Origin of the sequence: Enterobacter oligotrophicus, assembly GCF_009176645.1 — a bacterium.
GTDB lineage: Bacteria > Pseudomonadota > Gammaproteobacteria > Enterobacterales > Enterobacteriaceae > Enterobacter > Enterobacter oligotrophicus.
The window spans coordinates 3,794,958-3,812,135 of the sequence record NZ_AP019007.1 but is presented as its reverse complement, the minus strand read 5'-3'; the positions used below and the strand labels follow the sequence as shown (position 1 = coordinate 3,812,135).

General features: G+C 52.9%; 18 protein-coding genes. 9 read left to right on the top strand and 9 right to left on the bottom strand.

Going from position 1 to position 17,178, the window contains the following annotated elements; translation table 11 throughout:
- Nucleotides 1-20 precede the first annotated feature (20 nt).
- The 4 genes from ybeD to lipA all read left to right on the top strand — a co-directional run bounded on the left by ybeD (nucleotide 21) and on the right by lipA (nucleotide 3,437).
- Nucleotides 21-284, top strand: coding sequence for a DUF493 family protein YbeD (gene ybeD, locus EoCCA6_RS18230; RefSeq protein WP_003858718.1), 264 nt, complete (start codon nucleotides 21-23; stop codon nucleotides 282-284).
- Nucleotides 285-377: 93 nt separating this feature from the next.
- The gene (gene lipB / locus EoCCA6_RS18225; protein ID WP_152083848.1) at nucleotides 378-1,019 is read left to right on the top strand and encodes a lipoyl(octanoyl) transferase LipB; all 642 of its coding nucleotides are present in this window, start codon (nucleotides 378-380) and stop codon (nucleotides 1,017-1,019) included.
- A 291-nt stretch (nucleotides 1,020-1,310) separates the two neighbouring features.
- Complete coding sequence (locus EoCCA6_RS18220) at nucleotides 1,311-2,264, top strand: YbeF family transcriptional regulator (protein ID WP_152083847.1); 954 nt, start codon at nucleotides 1,311-1,313, stop codon at nucleotides 2,262-2,264.
- A gap of 207 nt (nucleotides 2,265-2,471) precedes the next feature.
- Entirely contained in the window at nucleotides 2,472-3,437 is a 966-nt protein-coding gene (lipA, locus tag EoCCA6_RS18215) for a lipoyl synthase (RefSeq protein WP_006177132.1), read from the top strand.
- A 79-nt stretch (nucleotides 3,438-3,516) separates the two neighbouring features.
- On the opposite strand, the gene tatE is transcribed toward lipA, so the two are convergent.
- Nucleotides 3,517-3,720, bottom strand: a complete 204-nt coding sequence (tatE, locus tag EoCCA6_RS18210; protein WP_014069320.1) for a twin-arginine translocase subunit TatE — start codon at nucleotides 3,718-3,720, stop codon at nucleotides 3,517-3,519.
- Between the two features lie 126 nt (nucleotides 3,721-3,846).
- A complete protein-coding gene (locus EoCCA6_RS18205) occupies nucleotides 3,847-4,635 on the bottom strand; it encodes a deaminated glutathione amidase (RefSeq protein ID WP_152083846.1) in 789 nt (262 codons plus the stop codon).
- A gap of 69 nt (nucleotides 4,636-4,704) precedes the next feature.
- Between EoCCA6_RS18205 and crcB the strand changes: the two genes are divergently transcribed.
- Complete coding sequence (gene crcB, locus EoCCA6_RS18200) at nucleotides 4,705-5,088, top strand: fluoride efflux transporter CrcB (RefSeq protein ID WP_152083845.1); 384 nt, start codon at nucleotides 4,705-4,707, stop codon at nucleotides 5,086-5,088.
- A gap of 219 nt (nucleotides 5,089-5,307) precedes the next feature.
- On the opposite strand, the gene cspE is transcribed toward crcB, so the two are convergent.
- The 7 genes from cspE to EoCCA6_RS18165 all read right to left on the bottom strand — a co-directional run bounded on the left by cspE (nucleotide 5,308) and on the right by EoCCA6_RS18165 (nucleotide 12,779).
- Nucleotides 5,308-5,517, bottom strand: a complete 210-nt coding sequence (gene cspE / locus EoCCA6_RS18195; RefSeq protein WP_002439184.1) for a transcription antiterminator/RNA stability regulator CspE — start codon at nucleotides 5,515-5,517, stop codon at nucleotides 5,308-5,310.
- Nucleotides 5,518-5,707: 190 nt separating this feature from the next.
- Nucleotides 5,708-6,325, bottom strand: coding sequence for a lipid IV(A) palmitoyltransferase PagP (gene pagP / locus EoCCA6_RS18190; RefSeq protein ID WP_373308822.1), 618 nt, complete (start codon nucleotides 6,323-6,325; stop codon nucleotides 5,708-5,710).
- A 120-nt stretch (nucleotides 6,326-6,445) separates the two neighbouring features.
- The gene (locus EoCCA6_RS18185; RefSeq protein ID WP_152083843.1) at nucleotides 6,446-9,562 is read right to left on the bottom strand and encodes an efflux RND transporter permease subunit; all 3,117 of its coding nucleotides are present in this window, start codon (nucleotides 9,560-9,562) and stop codon (nucleotides 6,446-6,448) included.
- The gene (locus tag EoCCA6_RS18180) at nucleotides 9,559-10,764 is read right to left on the bottom strand and encodes an efflux RND transporter periplasmic adaptor subunit (RefSeq protein WP_152083842.1); all 1,206 of its coding nucleotides are present in this window, start codon (nucleotides 10,762-10,764) and stop codon (nucleotides 9,559-9,561) included. Before EoCCA6_RS18180 ends, EoCCA6_RS18185 begins: the two co-directional genes overlap by 4 nt.
- Entirely contained in the window at nucleotides 10,761-12,017 is a 1,257-nt protein-coding gene (locus EoCCA6_RS18175; protein ID WP_152083841.1) for a TolC family protein, read from the bottom strand. The genes EoCCA6_RS18180 and EoCCA6_RS18175 overlap by 4 nt, the downstream gene beginning before the upstream one ends.
- Nucleotides 12,018-12,028: 11 nt before the next feature.
- Nucleotides 12,029-12,322 (bottom strand): copper-binding protein, encoded by a 294-nt coding sequence (locus EoCCA6_RS18170; RefSeq protein WP_152083840.1) that lies wholly within the window; start codon nucleotides 12,320-12,322, stop codon nucleotides 12,029-12,031.
- A gap of 55 nt (nucleotides 12,323-12,377) precedes the next feature.
- Nucleotides 12,378-12,779: a hypothetical protein gene (locus tag EoCCA6_RS18165; protein WP_152083839.1), complete on the bottom strand. Its 402-nt coding sequence runs from the start codon at nucleotides 12,777-12,779 to the stop codon at nucleotides 12,378-12,380.
- A gap of 342 nt (nucleotides 12,780-13,121) precedes the next feature.
- Here EoCCA6_RS18165 and dcuC point away from each other — a divergent pair, with 342 nt between their 5' ends.
- From dcuC to EoCCA6_RS18145, 4 genes are all read left to right on the top strand, one after another.
- Complete coding sequence (gene dcuC, locus EoCCA6_RS18160; protein WP_152083838.1) at nucleotides 13,122-14,489, top strand: anaerobic C4-dicarboxylate transporter DcuC; 1,368 nt, start codon at nucleotides 13,122-13,124, stop codon at nucleotides 14,487-14,489.
- Between the two features lie 94 nt (nucleotides 14,490-14,583).
- Complete coding sequence (rna, locus tag EoCCA6_RS18155) at nucleotides 14,584-15,393, top strand: ribonuclease I (RefSeq protein WP_152083837.1); 810 nt, start codon at nucleotides 14,584-14,586, stop codon at nucleotides 15,391-15,393.
- 173 nt (nucleotides 15,394-15,566) lie between these two features.
- Nucleotides 15,567-15,890 carry a PTS fructose transporter subunit IIB gene (locus EoCCA6_RS18150; RefSeq protein WP_152083836.1) on the top strand — a complete coding sequence of 108 codons (324 nt, stop codon included), beginning with the start codon at nucleotides 15,567-15,569 and terminating at the stop codon, nucleotides 15,888-15,890.
- 27 nt (nucleotides 15,891-15,917) lie between these two features.
- Complete coding sequence (locus EoCCA6_RS18145; RefSeq protein WP_152083835.1) at nucleotides 15,918-17,168, top strand: PTS fructose transporter subunit IIC; 1,251 nt, start codon at nucleotides 15,918-15,920, stop codon at nucleotides 17,166-17,168.
- The last annotated feature ends 10 nt before the right edge of the window (nucleotides 17,169-17,178 follow it).

Here is a 17,178-nt window from a genome sequence, read left to right as displayed (position 1 = left end):
ACACACACGCCGGAGCTGACATGAAAACCAAACTTAACGAACTGCTTGAATTCCCGACCCCATTTACCTACAAAGTAATGGGTCTGGCGAAACCTGAGCTGGTTGATCAGGTGGTTGAAGTGGTACAGCGCCATGCGCCGGGCGACTACTCTCCGTCGGTAAAACCAAGCAGCAAAGGCAACTACCACTCGGTTTCTATTACCATCACTGCGACCCACATTGAGCAGGTCGAGACGCTGTACGAAGAGCTCGGCAATATCGAAATCGTTCGTATGGTGCTGTAGTCCTCTGCGGTTACCCGCTTTGCCGGGTAACCTCTTCCCCCGCTGTGATATACTCCCCTTACCTTTTTCTCCCTCGTCTTCGGAGACGTAGTTTTGTACCAGGATAAAATTCTTGTCCGCCATCTCGGGCTGCAACCTTATGAGCCTGTCTCCCAGGCTATGCATGACTTCACCGATTCACGCGATGACACTACACCTGATGAGATCTGGCTGGTGGAACACTACCCTGTTTTTACCCAGGGCCAGGCGGGAAAAGCTGAGCATCTGTTAATGACGGGTGATATTCCGGTTATTCAGAGCGATCGCGGTGGGCAAGTGACCTATCATGGCCCCGGCCAGCAGGTGATGTATGTACTGCTAAACCTTAAACGCAGAAAGCTGGGTGTGCGTGAACTGGTTACCCTGCTGGAACAGACTGTCGTTAATACCCTTGCTGAATATGGCATAGATGCCCATCCACGTGCTGATGCTCCGGGCGTATATGTCGGGGAAATGAAAATTTGTTCGCTGGGTCTGCGTATTCGTAAAGGCTGTTCATTCCACGGGCTGGCACTTAACATTAATATGGATCTCACGCCATTCCTGCGAATCAATCCGTGCGGCTACGCCGGAATGGAAATGACGCAAATGCGTCAGTGGGTTGAAACCGCCACGCCTGATAATATTCGTCCTGTACTGCTGAACAACTTGTTAGCACTACTTAACAATCCTCCATACGAATATATCCCCGCTTAATACATCATACATCATGGCTCGATTATTTGACGAGCCACTGCTTATTTCCCGCATTTACGCTTTACAATAAACCGCATATTCTATATTTTCGAAGCGCCCGCATATTAGCGCTACATATTATTAAGTCCCCAGAGAGTACCGCCTGCGGGTTTCATGTACCTTGTGTGATAACCACACAACTGTTTGTTTTTGATAGACAAGTGACACACACGAAACACTTTACGAATCTCTACAAGCATAATAAATAAATTCAACTATCATTCATGTTATGAATGAATACGGAGTGAAAGCGTGGAGTATAATAATTTACCAGCTAAACGACTTAATGAACCCGGCGGAGAAGATAAGCCGCAAATTTTTCGGACTTTACGTAATATTGATCTCAATTTGCTGACTATTTTTGAGGCAGTATATGTCCACAAGGGTATCGTTAATGCTGCGAAAATTCTTAATCTCACACCCTCAGCAATTAGCCAGTCAATTCAAAAGCTGCGCGCTATATTTCCCGATCCTTTATTTATTCGTAAAGGCCAGGGTGTCACGCCGACCGCCTACGCTACGCATCTTCATGAGTACATCAGTCAGGGGCTGGAATCGATTCTGGGCGCACTGGATTTAACCGGCAGCTACGACAAGCAAAGAACCATTACCATTGGTACTTCTCCTTCGCTTGGTGTACTGGTGATGCCCGCCATCTACCAGGCCGTAAAACAGCATGTACCACACCTGCTGATACGCAACGTGCCCGTCAGCGAAGCCGAAACGCAGCTGGCGCAATTCCAGACCGATTTAATTATCGACAGCAACAATTTTAGCGCCAGAGCGCTGGGGCAAAATGTCCTCTATGTCGACAGCCTGACGCTTGTTTGTCGTCAACAGCATCCGGCTCTTAGCCAGCCAGTGACTTTAGAGAATCTGCGCAGCTATGAACACGCGTCATTTATTACCGAAGGGCAAGGAGCAAACCCATTAAGCCCGCGTCTTGATGAACTCTTCCCTGAGCGTCAGATCAGCTTCAGCAGTTACAATATGTTTACCGTAGCAGCCCTGATTGGCAGCAGCGACATGCTTTGTGTCATGCCTTCACGCCTCTATAATTTGCTGCGAAAATGCTGGCCGCTGGAGAGCATTTCATTGAGCCAGTTGAATGTCGAATCAGTTGAAATTTCGCTACATTACAACAAGCTAAGCCTGCGCGATCCGGTTCTGGAAAACGTGATCAACGTCATCCGTCAGGCCTTCTGACAGGTGCATTCAGCACAAGCCCCTGCCACACGCGGGGCAAAAGGCACAAAACAACAACTATTTTACAAATTGGCGACCTGGCAGGCTGCTTTATCGACCGTTTCAATGATATACTGCCTGTCGTTCGTTCAAAAATAGTTGATAAATACAACATTCCCTTGAATTGAAACGCTTTCCTTCGATATTCGCAACTGGAACACGCACGCTATGAGTAAACCCATTGTGATGGAACGCGGTGTTAAATACCGCGATGCCGATAAAATGGCCCTTATCCCGGTTAAAAACGTGGCTACAGAGCGCGAGGCGCTGTTAAGAAAACCGGAATGGATGAAAATCAAACTTCCGGCCGACTCTTCGCGTATCCAGGGGATCAAAGCGGCGATGCGCAAAAATGGCCTCCACTCTGTCTGTGAAGAGGCCTCCTGCCCCAACCTTGCTGAATGTTTCAATCACGGCACCGCGACATTTATGATTCTGGGTGCAATCTGTACCCGTCGCTGCCCATTCTGCGACGTTGCTCATGGTCGCCCGGTTGCGCCTGACGCCAACGAACCGCAAAAACTGGCGCAGACTATCGCCGATATGGCGCTGCGCTATGTGGTGATTACCTCCGTCGACCGTGACGACCTGCGCGATGGCGGTGCACAGCACTTTGCTGACTGCATTACCGCTATCCGTGAAAAAAGCCCAAGCATCAAGATCGAGACGCTGGTCCCGGACTTCCGCGGACGTATGGATCGCGCGCTGGATATTCTCACCGCGACCCCGCCAGACGTGTTCAACCACAACCTGGAGAACGTGCCGCGCATTTATCGCCAGGTGCGTCCGGGTGCCGACTATAACTGGTCCCTGAAGCTGCTGGAGCGCTTTAAAGAAGCACATCCACATATCCCGACCAAGTCTGGCCTGATGGTTGGCCTCGGGGAAACCAACGCTGAGATCATTGAAGTAATGCGCGACCTGCGTCGCCACGGCGTGACCATGCTGACGCTGGGCCAGTATCTGCAGCCAAGCCGCCATCACCTGCCGGTTCAACGCTACGTTAGCCCGGATGAGTTCGACGAGATGAAAGCGGAAGCGATGGCGATGGGCTTTACCCACGCGGCTTGCGGTCCATTTGTTCGTTCTTCTTATCACGCCGATATGCAGGCGAAAGGCGAAGAAGTGAAATAAACCTGTAATATTTATTTACAGAAAAGCAAAAAACCGGCCTCGTGAGCCGGTTTTTTTTGCAAGCCTTACAGCCTTGCCATTACTCTTTGTGCGAAAGTTTCTCTGCCGGGACATCATCTTCGGCGCTTTTCTTCGCGGCCGCGTCATCGTCGTTCATCGCTTTCTTAAAGCCTTTAATGGCAGCACCCAGGTCGCCACCCAGCGTGCGTAACTTCTTTGTACCAAACAACAGGACGACCAGTGCGGCAACCACCAGCAGTTTGGTAATACTAATCTCACCCATAGATACCTTCTTTACTTAAAACAGGCTGCATTCAGCGCCAAAAACCCGATCGTATTAACGGTCATTTGACGCGCGCACACAATAGCAATCTGTAACAAGGTGAATCAAGCACTGTTTAAAAAAACATCACAATAATTGCGGTGGCGCAAACCGACGGTTACGAAGAACAGGTAACTGCCGACGCGCAAGCGCAATCCGCTCTGAAATTATCTCCGTCAGCAGAAGCGCGGGCGTTTCCGCCGCCGCTGCGATTGTTACGCCCAGCGGGTCGACCACTCTGCTCTGCCCGATGTTCTTGTTTCCACACTCCCCGGCAGCCACCAGGTAACAGGTGGTATCCAGCGCACGCGCTGCCAGTAGCGTACTCCAGTGATGCTCTTTTAACGGTCCCTTTACCCATGCAGCGGGCAAAACCAGAATATCAGCCCCTTGCAGCGCCAGGTGTAATGCCAGCTCAGGAAATCGGATGTCATAGCACGTCATCAGACCAATGTTGAAACCCTCAATGTTGAGCAGCGGCGGAACACACTCCCCCGGATCAACAAGCCGCGACTCCTGAATGCTAAACGCATCGTAGAGATGGAGTTTGGCATAGCTTGCAATAATAGCGCCTTCACGTATCGCCACCAGCGTATTCACCGCCCGGCCCGGTGTAGAAGGGACATGCACGGTTAAAATGGTTGTCAGTTGATTGCCAGCGCTTTCGGCCAGCAGCAATCGTAAAAACTCCCCCTCAAGCGCCTGCGCAGACTTTACCGACAGATCAGGGTCGTTGTCATCGCGTGCCAGTAACGCCTCAGGAAGCACCAGTAACGATGCCCCCTTTTGCTGCGCCTGTGCCATCAGGGAGACACATTTTTGCGCGTTTTCTTTCCAGTCTGGCGTCACTGCAAACTGCCCTACCGCAACATACATAGATTTGTCCCCTCATCATAAACAGCGTTACACTCGATGTTCTTACACATCAAATAGCAGGTATTGACAGTGTTACAACTCCTTTTAGCCGTTTTTATTGGTGGCGGAACGGGTAGCGTTGCGCGGTGGTTCTTGAGTATGCGGTTTAATCCCCTGCATCAGGCCATTCCGATGGGAACCCTGGCCGCGAACCTGATTGGCGCATTTATCATTGGAATGGGGCTGGCCTGGTTTAATCGTATGACCCATATCGATCCTGTATGGAAGGTATTGATCACAACCGGCTTCTGCGGTGGCTTAACAACGTTTTCCACCTTTTCTGCAGAGGTGGTGTTTCTCTTCCAGGAAGGCCGTCCTGGCTGGGCACTGACCAACATTGCCGTCAACATGCTCGGCTCATTTGCGATGACAGGGATCGCATTTTGGCTCTTTTCCTCAGCCAGCCCGCAATAACAATCGCGACGTTAATGTTGGCTTAATTTTTCTCTGTCACTCTGGGCGCAATACTGAACGAGGGTGACAGCATGAAAGAGCGTTTGATGAGCACAGGGATGGTTTTGCTGAGCGTATTAATTATTGCCAGCTTCCTGAAAATTTATCTGCTTAATTGATTCAAAACGAAAAAAACCCGCTCAATGAGCGGGTTTTGAAATTCTTGCTGACGCGTCTGAATTACAGAGCGATTACGTTAGCAGCAGAAGGGCCTTTGGCACCGTTAGTGATTTCAAACTCAACACGCTGACCTTCAGCCAGGGTTTTGAAACCATTAGACTGGATTGCAGAGAAGTGTACGAACACATCTTTGCTGCCATCTTCAGGAGTAATGAAACCGAATCCTTTGGACTCATTAAACCACTTAACGTTACCTTTAATCTTAGACATCAAAATTACCTTTACATTAAAAAACGACACAAATGCTGTGTCGGGTATCAGTACAACAATTGTCGGCCGTTTTGTCCAGCGGATCTTTGATAAAAAGTGACAAAAGTCGCGTTAATTTTCAGAGGCCGATTTTTATCCTTTATGATTCAACGGCAGTGCGTTTTTTCGCCAGAATGTAAAGTTAATTCAGTCAAAACTGAAAACGCATCCAGGCGAAGTAAACGTTACCGTTGTTATAAGTACCAGGGATATAGGTCATCTGGAACGTAGCAGGACCATAGCCAATCGACGCCAGAGGAAGTAATACCGGCACAGGGATGTACTTCCAGTTATCACGGGCGGTGAACCCGGCCGTATACCCCAGGCCAAGACGGAAGTTGTCGTCCGTTAACGGACGCCAGGTTTTCTCCCAGCCGTAGCCGCCAATCGGTTCCCATTTGTTGTAGGAATCTTTAAACGCCATCAGGTACAGGCCGTGCCAGTTTCCCTGTTCATCCCAGCGGGACTGACCAAAACCCGCCCCCCAGGGGCGCTCGTTGTAGCGGTCTGTTTTTTCTTTGTCATACGCAAAACGTGCGTGCCACGTTATCGCCGGGATATAGAGATCGTAATGTTCTGGTTCCTTCCAGGTTTCCGCGACGTTATCCGTAAACGTGGAGAACCAGCCTTTCCCTGTCGCGCTGCCCTCTGCATTTGCCACAGAAGAGAACGTTAACAGCCCAGAAATAAACACTAAAATCAGGAAAAATTTATTACGTACAATCACAATGCAATTACCATTCTTTGTATTCGGAGCAGAGCTTACCACAGAATAGTTGAATGAAGTCTTAACAACATCAGTGCAATTCCTGGTTAACAACGGAAATCATGGGAATATTCTGATAAAGACAATCCTGCACGCCGTAATAAGCGCATGCAGGATACAAATTTAACGTTGATGTAACAATTTATAGAGTGCCGGAATAACCAACATCGACAATAACGGGGCGGTGATCATTCCACCAATCATTGGGGCAGCAATGCGCTGCATCACCTCTGAGCCGCTACCGCCGCCCCACATAACAGGCAGCAACCCGGCCATAATGGTGGCAACGGTCATCACTTTGGGCCGCACGCGCAGCACTGCACCTTCGTGGATTGCGCGCATCAGCATGGCATTTCCGCCCTCAGGTTCACGATCACGATATTTATCCAGCGCATGATTCAGATAGAGAACCATAATTACACCGAATTCAGCAGCAACACCTGACAGGGCTATAAATCCTACCGCCCCCGCCACGGAGAGGTTATATTCAAGAAGCCACAATAACCACACCCCGCCAATAAGTGCGAACGGTAATGTCCCCATTATTATTAAGACGTCAGCAATCCGTTTGAAGGTCAGCCAGAGCAGTATAAATATAATCATTAACGTCACCGGCAACACTATTTTTAGCTTCGCGGTTGCCCGCTCCAGATATTCAAATTGCCCTGACCAGGAGAGCGAAACGCCTTGCGGTAAAACCACGTTCTCAGCCACCCGCTTCTGCATCTCATCCACGGCAGATTTCAGATCGCGTCCGCGCAAATCCACATAGATCCAGTTGGATAGTCGCGCGTTTTCACTTTTAAGCATCGGCGGGCCTTCAGTCACGACGATATCGGCCAGTTCACCCAGTGCCACCTGGCTACCGTTCGCGGTAATAACCGGTAAGATCCGCAGCTTGTCGACGTTATCGCGCAGATCGCGGGGATAACGCAGATTGATGGGATAACGTTCGCGCCCCTGGATCACCTCACCAATGTTATCTCCTCCCACGAGTGTGGCGACCATGCTTTGCAGTTCGTCGACAGATACGCCATAGCGCGCCGCTTTTTGTCTGTCGATGCGAATATCCACATAGCGACCGCCCGTCAGGCGCTCTGCCAGCGCCGACGTCACGCCTGGAACCTGCTTCACGACATGCTCTATCTGCTGAGCTACCCGCTCAATATCGGCAATATTATTGCCGTTCACCTTAATACCGACCGGGCTCTTTATCCCGGTTGCCAGCATATCCAGACGGTTACGGATCGGCGGCACCCACACATTCGCAATTCCTGGCACTGAGACCGTTTTATCCAGCTCCTCCACCAGTTTTTGGGGTGTCATTCCCGGCCGCCACTGGTCGCGTGGCTTAAAGTGAATGGTGGTTTCCAGCATGGTTAATGGCGCAGGATCGGTGGCCGACTCCGCCCGTCCGGCTTTACCAAACACGCTGGCGACTTCCGGTACGCTTTTGATAAGCCTGTCGGTTTGCTGCAGCAGCCGTGATGCCTCCCTGGCAGAAATGCCCGGCAACGTTGACGGCATATACAGCAAATCGCCTTCGTCCAGCGGGGGCATAAATTCACTTCCCAGGCGGCTCAACGGCCAGAACGTCGCGAGTAAAAGCGCAAACGCCAGCACGAGCGTGGTTTTCGGAAAAGTGAGCACTTTATCCAGCAGCGGCTCATACAGGCGGATCAGCACGCGGTTGATCGGGTTAGCCTTCTCATCCGGGATTTTCCCGCGAATAAAATAACCCATCAAAACGGGAACCAGCGTGATCCCAAGCCCTGCGGCAACGGCCATCGACCAGGTTTTGGTAAACGCCAGCGGCGAGAACATTCGCCCTTCCTGCGCTTCAAGCGAGAACACAGGAATAAACGACAAGGTAATGATTAACAGGCTGCAGAAGAGCGCAGGCCCTACTTCCACCGCCGCACGCTCGGCCAGCTGCCAGTATTCACCGGAAGACGGATTTTTACCTGGGTTATCATGCCGCCACTGCTCCAGCACTTTGTGCATGTTTTCAATCATCACGATCGCCGCATCCACCATCGCCCCGATGGCGATTGCAATTCCGCCGAGTGACATGATGTTTGCGTTGATACCCTGATAATGCATCACGACGAAGGCACCCAGGATACCCAGCGGCAGAGAGACTATCGCCACCAGCGCGGAACGAAAATGAAACAGGAACAGCGCGCAAACCACCACCACAACGGCAAACTCTTCAAGGAGTTTATGGGAAAGCGTTTTAACCGACTCCTCGATCAGGGTTGAGCGGTCATACACCGGAACAATCTCAACGCCCTGTGGCAATGTTTTCTGCAGCGCATGCAGCTTCTCTTTCACCGCATGAATCGTCTCCAGTGCGTTCTGTCCGTAGCGCATCACCACCACGCCACCGGCCACCTCGCCTTCTCCGTTCAGTTCTGCCACACCACGGCGGATCTCCGGACCGAAGCCGATGGTCGCGACATCGTTGAGCAGAACAGGTATGCCATTGCGGCTGGCGATGACCACGTTGCGAAAATCATCCAGCGAGCGTAAATAGCCCGTGGTGCGCACGATATACTCCGCCTCCCCTCTCTCCAGCAATGCGCCGCCGCTCTCCTTATTTGCGGCCTGAACAGCACTGGCGAGCTGGCTATGGGTAATATTTAACGCCCGCATCTTCGCCGGATCGGCCACGATCTGATACTGACGCACCATCCCGCCGATGCTCGCCACTTCTGAGACATTAGGGACCGTCTTAAGCTCAAACTTCAGCGTCCAGTCCTGAATGGCGCGCAGATCCGCCAGGCTATGTTTGCCGCTGCGGTCGATCAGGGCGTATTCATAGATCCAGCCTACGCCCGTGGCGTCTGGCCCGAGCGACACCTTCACTCCTGCCGGAAACTGCGCCTGCACCTGGCTTAAATATTCCAGTACCCTTGAGCGCGCCCAGTAGAGATCGGTGCCATCTTCAAAAAGTACGTAGATATACGCATCGCCAAACATAGAAAAACCACGCACGGTTTTTGCTCCCGGCACGGACAACATCGACGTTGTCAGCGGCCAGGTCACCTGATCTTCAATCACCTGTGGCGCTTTACCGGGATAGCTCGCCTTGACGATCACCTGCACGTCCGACAAATCAGGAAGCGCGTCCAGTGGCGCACGCTGTACCGCCCACACGCCCCAGCCCGCCATGACCAGCGCCGCAAGGATCACCAGCAGCCGGTTGCGTAATGAAGCCCGAATCACTGCCGCAATCATGGCGTCACCTCCGGCATTACGCTGCGCAGGCTGGCTTCAGAGTCAATCAGGAACTGGCCGGAAGTCACCACATTATCGCCCGCGTTGAGCCCCGAGCGGATCTCCGTCCACCCTTTCGCCGTCAGCCCGGTTTCCACGTTTACCGGACGGAAATAGCCATCTCCTGTTGCTAATAGCAGGCGTGATGACTCCCCGGTATTGATGACCGCCTCTTCCGGCACCGCCAGAACGGGTTGACGTGTGGGTTCTTTGCTTCGGGAGACGGTGAGATACATACCCGGTTTCAGCTTCTGCGCGGTATTATCCAGCACAATGCGCGCTTTCAACGTTCGCGTCGTCGTCTCCATCTGTGGCAGCAGTTCGCTGACCGTGCCGTGGAATTGCTCTCCGGGCCAGCTTTCGGTCGTTGCCACCATTTTGCTCCCCACCGCCAGAGACTGCGCCTGGGATTGCGGATAGTCGATAACCAGCCAGACGGGATCGAGCGTGGCTATTTCAAAGAGCGGTGCCGTTGCCGTAATTTGCGCCCCTTCCCGCACATCCAGTTTCACCACATATCCGGCCTGCGCGGCCCGAAGCGTGAGCGTGGTCTGCGGCTTACCGCTACGTTCCAGCATACGTATCACCTCCTCTGGCATAAACTGCAGAGCCAGCCGCTCACGTGCCGCGCGGGTCAGCCCGGCATCGCCAAGCTGGCGGACAGCCAGATACTCCTGCTGGGCCGTCGTCCACTGCGGTATCCACAGTTGCGCCAGCGGCTCACCTTTTTTCACCTGCTGCTGTGGCGCTTTAACAAACAATTTCGAGACCACACCGTTGGCCGGTGCCGAAACCACCGACACGCTGCGTTCATCCGTCGATACCGAAGCAAAAGCCGTGAACGGTGTTACCAGCTGTCGCATTTCCGCTTTAGCTGTTTTCATCCCCAGGTTTTGCTGCTGCTGAGAGCTAATCCCGACGCCTGCCGCCGCTTTCTCTTCATCGGCGTAGCGCGGCACCAGGTCCATATCCATAAAAGGCGATTTTCCCGGCTTATCAAAGCGCTGGCCCGGCATCATTGGATCGTACCAGTACAGCACATTGCGTTCAGAGGGCTGCGAAGCTGCAATTGGTTGATGGGACTGTTTTTTCCCCACCCAATAGCCACTGCCAGCCGCCACAATGACGACAGCCGCGACCGCGGTTAAGGTTGTTGTTTTCATTGCGCCAGCTCCTGCGGGATCAGCCAGTTTACGGCAGCCCAGGTCCGCGCCATCTCACGCTCGGCCTGATTAACTGCCAGTTCCGTATCCAGTACGCCACGACGGGCATCCAGTAACGCCGGTAGTTCAGACTGCCCGGAACGATACTGTGCCGTCAGCACCGTCAGCCGCTGACGCTGTAAAGGCAGCACTTCATCCCGCTGACGCTGCCATAAGGTCTGCGCGGCCTGATACTGCGCCACCAGGGTTTGTACCTGGGCAATATGCTCACGTTTAATCAGCGTCAGCTGGTCTACCGCCTGCATCGAGCGAGAAACATCGGCGGCATAATCTTTGTCCTGTCGTTTTGACTGAAAAAGAGGCAGATCCACGCTGAACATCACACCGGCCATATCGTCATACCCTTCAGCACGATGCGCGTAAAAGACCTCCACATCCACGTCAGGAATGGCCGCCACGGCTGATTGCGCAGAACGGGCTTTCGCGGTCTCGGCTTCGCTGCGGGCGGCCTCCACTTCCGGATGTTGAATAATTCCGGCTTCCAGCGTTTTTTCATCGGCAGGCAGACGCTGATAGCGCGGTAACGGCCCGCGCACATCCGTAATGGCTTGCCCCGTCAGCTGTAACAGGCGGCTTTGCGCCAGCTGAACATCCCGCTGCGCGAGCGTTGCTTTGTCGCGCATGGCGCTTAAGGTCATCCGCAGTGCCAGTACGCTGTCCGGTGCTGAGCCTCCGGCCCCCACGCTTGCCGTCTGTACGCCGCGCTGACGTTCCGTTTCGCTGACCAGCGTTCTGGCCGTTTTCAGCGCCTGCTGCGCAAGCGCCAGATCCAGCCAGGCCTGGGCGGTATCACGCTGAAGTGCAGCGCGAATAGCCCCGGATTTCGCCAGCACGCTGCGCGCCTGCGCCTGAAATGTTTGCGCTTTGCGCTCCCGCTTTTCTGCGCTAACGTAGCGTTGCATGATGCCAATCTTCTGCATGGTCATACCTTCACGCGTCAGTCGCCTGTCGTTACTGCCCTGCACTGGCACGTTTTCAAGACCAAACTTCAGTTTTGGGTCCGGTAACTGGGTAGCAGAATCGGCCATCGCATCCAGCGCCTGCGCCTCGTTACGGCTGGCTGACAGTTCTGCGGAATAGCGCTGGGCTTCGGTCAGGGTTTGTTCGAGCGTCCACGGCTCCGCCTGGACGGCGGAGCTCAACAGGCCGAACAGCACCCCACCGAGCCACAGGCTCAGTGTGTGTTGTTTCATGATGACCTCGCTTAGCGCTGTGGCGTCAGCGAGACAATCCGGAAGCCGTCACCCGCACGCTCAAGCGTGAAGGTCACTTCATCGCCGGGTTTTGCACCGTTCAGCGCCGCGCCAGGAGACAACGTAAACGGCATCGTCATGGCTGGCCATTTCAGTTCGGGAATGGCGTCGTGCTGGAGCATGACGGAATTTTCAGAAACAGACTGAACCACACCGTGGCCTTGCCAGCGTTGGTCCGCCTGAACGGTAAAGGAAGCAAGAGAGACGGACGCGCCAAGCAGCGCGGAAAGGAATAAAGCACGCATGATAAAACTCCTGTTAAACGTAAATGAAAATAAAATTAACGAATTAACAGGTTTCTTATTCTCTGAACCGGCAATAACGAATCGTTGCCGGCGGCCCTGCTGCAGGAGGGGTTACTGTCCACGCGGAATGGCTAACTGCGTCGCAATCTGGCGTGTTTAGGGTAAGCGTTATGGCGGCAGGAAGCGCCACAAGCTGAGGCTGTGCGGGATCTTTTTGCCCCTGATCCGGCATGCAGTGTTTTTCACATAACGGTGAAGCATCCACTGTATTATGCGGTCCGGGTTTAGCCATCATATCCATATGCTGGATAGCGGCGACATCCCCCCGCAGATCGATAGAGCAATCATGCGACGCAATCGCAACCTGACTCTGAATTAACAGCCAGCCAAAGGCCACCAAAAACATCAGCAGATGTTTTTTAAGGAAGCGCAGGCGATAGGTCCAGCTGGCGTGCATATCGGCGTCATCAGGTTGAAAAAAGTGGTGCGAGTATAGGCAGGCGAGACAATGAAAGAAAAGCGCTTTTAATGAGTTTTACGTTCATTATCAACCATCCGAAAAACTACACTCATGATATTAACACTTCACTATCATTTTAATGACATATAATGAGTATTCAGCCGGTCAATATTCATATGGCATAAATGACGTAGCGGTGGCAAAAATATCGTCGATATCTCCTTTAGTAGTCTATTTCTTGATTTTAATCAGCAATGGCAGGCCATTAATTCGGCACATTTCATGCTTCTTTTTTATTGATTATTTGTGCTCTCGGGCAGCAAGGATACAGGGGAAATCATGTTTACGTTTATCGAACTCCTTATCGGAGTCGTCGTTATTGTCGGTGTAGCACGCTACATCATTAAAGGCTATTCGGCCACGGGCGTGTTATTTGTCGGTGGTCTGACGCTGCTGATTATTAGTGCGCTAATGGGTCATCAGGTTTTACCCGCCAGCGAAACCAGCACCGGTTATACCGCCACTGACATTGTTGAATATATTAAAATTCTGCTCATGAGCCGCGGCGGCGATCTGGGCATGATGATTATGATGCTGTGTGGTTTTGCCGCGTATATGACCCATATCGGCGCTAACGATATGGTCGTTAAGCTGGCCTCTAAGCCATTGCAGTATATCAACTCCCCGTATCTGCTTATGGTCGCAGCCTATTTTCTTGCCTGCCTTATGTCCCTCGCCGTTTCGTCGGCAACTGGTCTTGGCGTGCTGTTAATGGCTACCCTGTTCCCGGTCATGGTCAACGTTGGCATCAGCCGGGGTGCGGCAGCCGCTATCTGTGCTTCACCGGCAGCAATTATTCTTTCACCCACCTCTGGTGACGTGGTTCTGGCAGCGAAAGCGGCTGAAATGTCTCTCATCGACTTCGCCTTTAAAACCACGCTGCCGATCTCCATTATCGCCATTATCGGCATGGGCATTGCACACTTCTTCTGGCAGCGCTATCTCGATAATAAAGAGAATATCAGCCACGAAATGATGGACGTGAGTGAAATCACCACCACCGCCCCGGCGTTCTATTCCATATTGCCGTTCACGCCAATTATTGGCGTCCTCATTTTTGACGGCAAATGGGGTCCGCAACTGCATATCATCACCATTCTGGTGATCTGTATGCTGCTGGCTGCCCTGCTGGAGTTTGTACGTGGCTTTAACACTCAGAAAGTATTTTCTGGTCTGGAAGTCGCATACCGCGGCATGGCGGATGCGTTCGCAGGCGTAGTGATGCTGTTAGTAGCCGCAGGCGTATTTGCCCAGGGGCTGAGCACGATTGGCTTTATCCAGAGCCTGATCTCTATCGCCACGTCGTTTGGCTCAGCCAGCATTATCCTGATGCTGGTGCTGGTGGTGCTGACCATGCTGGCGGCGATGACCACCGGCTCCGGTAATGCGCCGTTCTACGCATTCGTCGAGATGATCCCGAAACTGGCTCACTCTTCCGGTATTAACCCGGCATACCTCTCCATTCCTATGCTGCAGGCTTCAAACCTGGGTCGTACCATTTCCCCGGTGTCAGGCGTGGTAGTGGCTGTCGCAGGTATGGCAAAAATCTCTCCGTTTGAAGTGGTTAAACGCACCTCAGTCCCGGTGCTGGTTGGCCTGATCATTGTGATTATCGCCACGGAAGTGCTGGTTCCCGGCGCTGCCTGAGCGAAATTCTGCATAGCCAAAAAGCGCCTGCGGGCGCTTTTTGTGCTTTAATAATTTCCAGAAATTAATCGTGCTCAATCGATCAGGAAATCAAATGTTCAGGAAGGATGTCGTTATCCCCTCTGGCGCTATAGCGCTTGCACTCTGTGTACTCTCCGCACAAGCAGAACCCCTCAGGGCAACGCAATATGGTGATTTCGATCGCTACGTTCTAGCCCTTTCGTGGCAGACGGGATTCTGCCAGAGCATGGTCGATCGCAACCGCAACGAGCCTGACGAGTGTCGTCTGCAAAAAGAGAGTAAGGCAAAAACAGATTTCCTGACCGTTCACGGATTGTGGCCTGGTCTGCCGAAATCAATTGCCGCACGTGGGGTGGATGAACGCCGCTGGATGCGTTTTGGTTGTGCCACCCGCCCGATCCCGAACATGCCGGAAGCGAAAGCCAGCCGCAAATGCGCCGCCGCTGAAACCGGGCTTTCCCTGTCGGGGGCAGCAAAACTAAACAGCGTCATGCCCGGCGCAGGCGGGAATTCATGCCTGGAGCGTTACGAATATGCCAAACACGGGGTTTGCTTTGGTTTCGATCCTGATGCGTATTTCGGCACGATGGTGCGCATGAATCAGGAAGTCAAAAGCAGTGCCGTGGGGAAATTCCTCGCAGAAAATTACGGTAAAACCGTGAGCCGCCGCGACTTTGACAGAGCCGTTGCTGAAAGCTGGGGTAAGCAGAATGTCAAAGCCGTCAAGCTCACCTGCAATGGCAACCCTGCCTACCTGACAGAAATACAGATCTCATTAAAAGCGGACACCATTAACAATCCTCTCTCTTCCGGTTCCTTTGCCCCGCAACCGCATCCGGGTAACTGCGGCAAGCAATTTGTGATCGATAAAGTCGGTTACTGATCCCCCGGCCGGGCAACATTTTGCCCGGTATTTCATTCATTTCCGTTATATGACGATAAGCGTCACACTTCCGATCACAAGCATCATTCCTCCGGCTATTGCATTATTTATCCGGTAAACACACAGGAAACCTCCCCGCCATAATCACGGTGTCATCTACAGGAGGATTCACAATGGCTAAAAAACTGATTGCGCTTTGCGCTTGTCCGATGGGACTGGCACACACCTTTATGGCTGCTCAGGCACTGGAAGATGCCGCAAAGGAAGCGGGTTATGAGGTCAAAATTGAGACACAGGGCGCGGATGGTATTCAGAACCGCTTAACGGCACAGGATATCGCCGAAGCAGACATTATTATCCACGCCATTGCCATCACCCCGGAAGATAACGAGCGCTTTGAAACGCGCGACGTCTATGAAATCACCCTTCAGGATGCGATTAAAAATGCGGCAGGCACCCTGAAAGAGATCGAAGAGATGATTGCTGCAGAACAATAATAATTTTCCACCTCAGGGGTTTTCGTCATGGCAATTAAAAAACGCAGTGCGGTTCGCCCGGAAAGTCACGAGGGCGACACGCTCGCAATCAAACCCGCACCGGTCGCAACAGGTAATACATTCTGGAAAGAGCTGCCTCAGCACATTATGTCAGGTATCTCCCGCATGGTGCCGACGCTCATTATGGGCGGGGTGATCCTCGCCATTTCACAGCTTATCGCGTATGTCTGGCTGGAAATTCCACCGGATACCGGCATTATGGATGCACTGAACTCAGGCAAGTTCACCGGGTTTAACCTTTCCGTTCTGAAATTCGGTTACCTGACCGAATCCTTTGGTGGACTGCTGTTCAGCTTCGCCATCCCGATGTTCTCCGCGTTTGTCGCGAACTCTATCGGCGGCAAGCTGGCCTTCCCGGCCGGGTTTATCGGCGGTCTGGTCGCCACGCAACCGACGCTGGTACTGAATTTCGATGCGGAAAAGCTGACCTGGCTTGCAACCAAACCCGTACCGTCCACCTTTATCGGCGCGCTGATTATCGCGATTGCCGCAGGCTACCTGGTTAAATGGCTAAACACCCGCATTAATGTGCCACAGTATCTGCTGGCGTTTAAAAGCACCTTCCTGATCCCGATCCTGTCCGCGCTGTTCGTGATGCTGGCGATGTATTACATCATCACACCAATTGGCGGCTGGCTGAACGCCGGTATGCGCGCGTTACTGCTGGCGGCAGGCGAAGCCGGTTCGATGATGTATGCCATCGGCATGGCTGCCGCCACCGCGATTGATCTTGGCGGCCCAATCAACAAAGCGGCCGGTTTTGTCGGCCTGGGGCTGACCACCGATCACGTGTTGCCGATTACCTCGCGCGCTGTGGCGATTGTCATTCCACCAATTGGCCTGGGCCTGGCAACGCTTATCGACCGCCGCCTGACCGGTAAACGCCTGTTCAGCCCGCAGCTTTATCCGCAGGGTAAAACCGCCATGTTCCTGGCATTTATGGGGATCAGCGAAGGGGCCATTCCGTTCCTGCTGGAAAATCCGGTCGCCACGCTGCCCGCGTACATGATCGGTGCCATTGCAGGGGCGATGACCGCCACCGCGCTGGGTGCCGTCCAGTGGTTCCCTGAATCCGCCATCTGGGCATGGCCGCTGGTCACCAACCTGGGTGCCTATATGCTCAGCATTCTGGTCGGCGCAGTGATTACGGCCTTGCTGGTGGTGATGATTCGCAACAGCATGCATAAACGCGGAAAACTCGCCGTCGATACGCTGTAACGGAGTAACA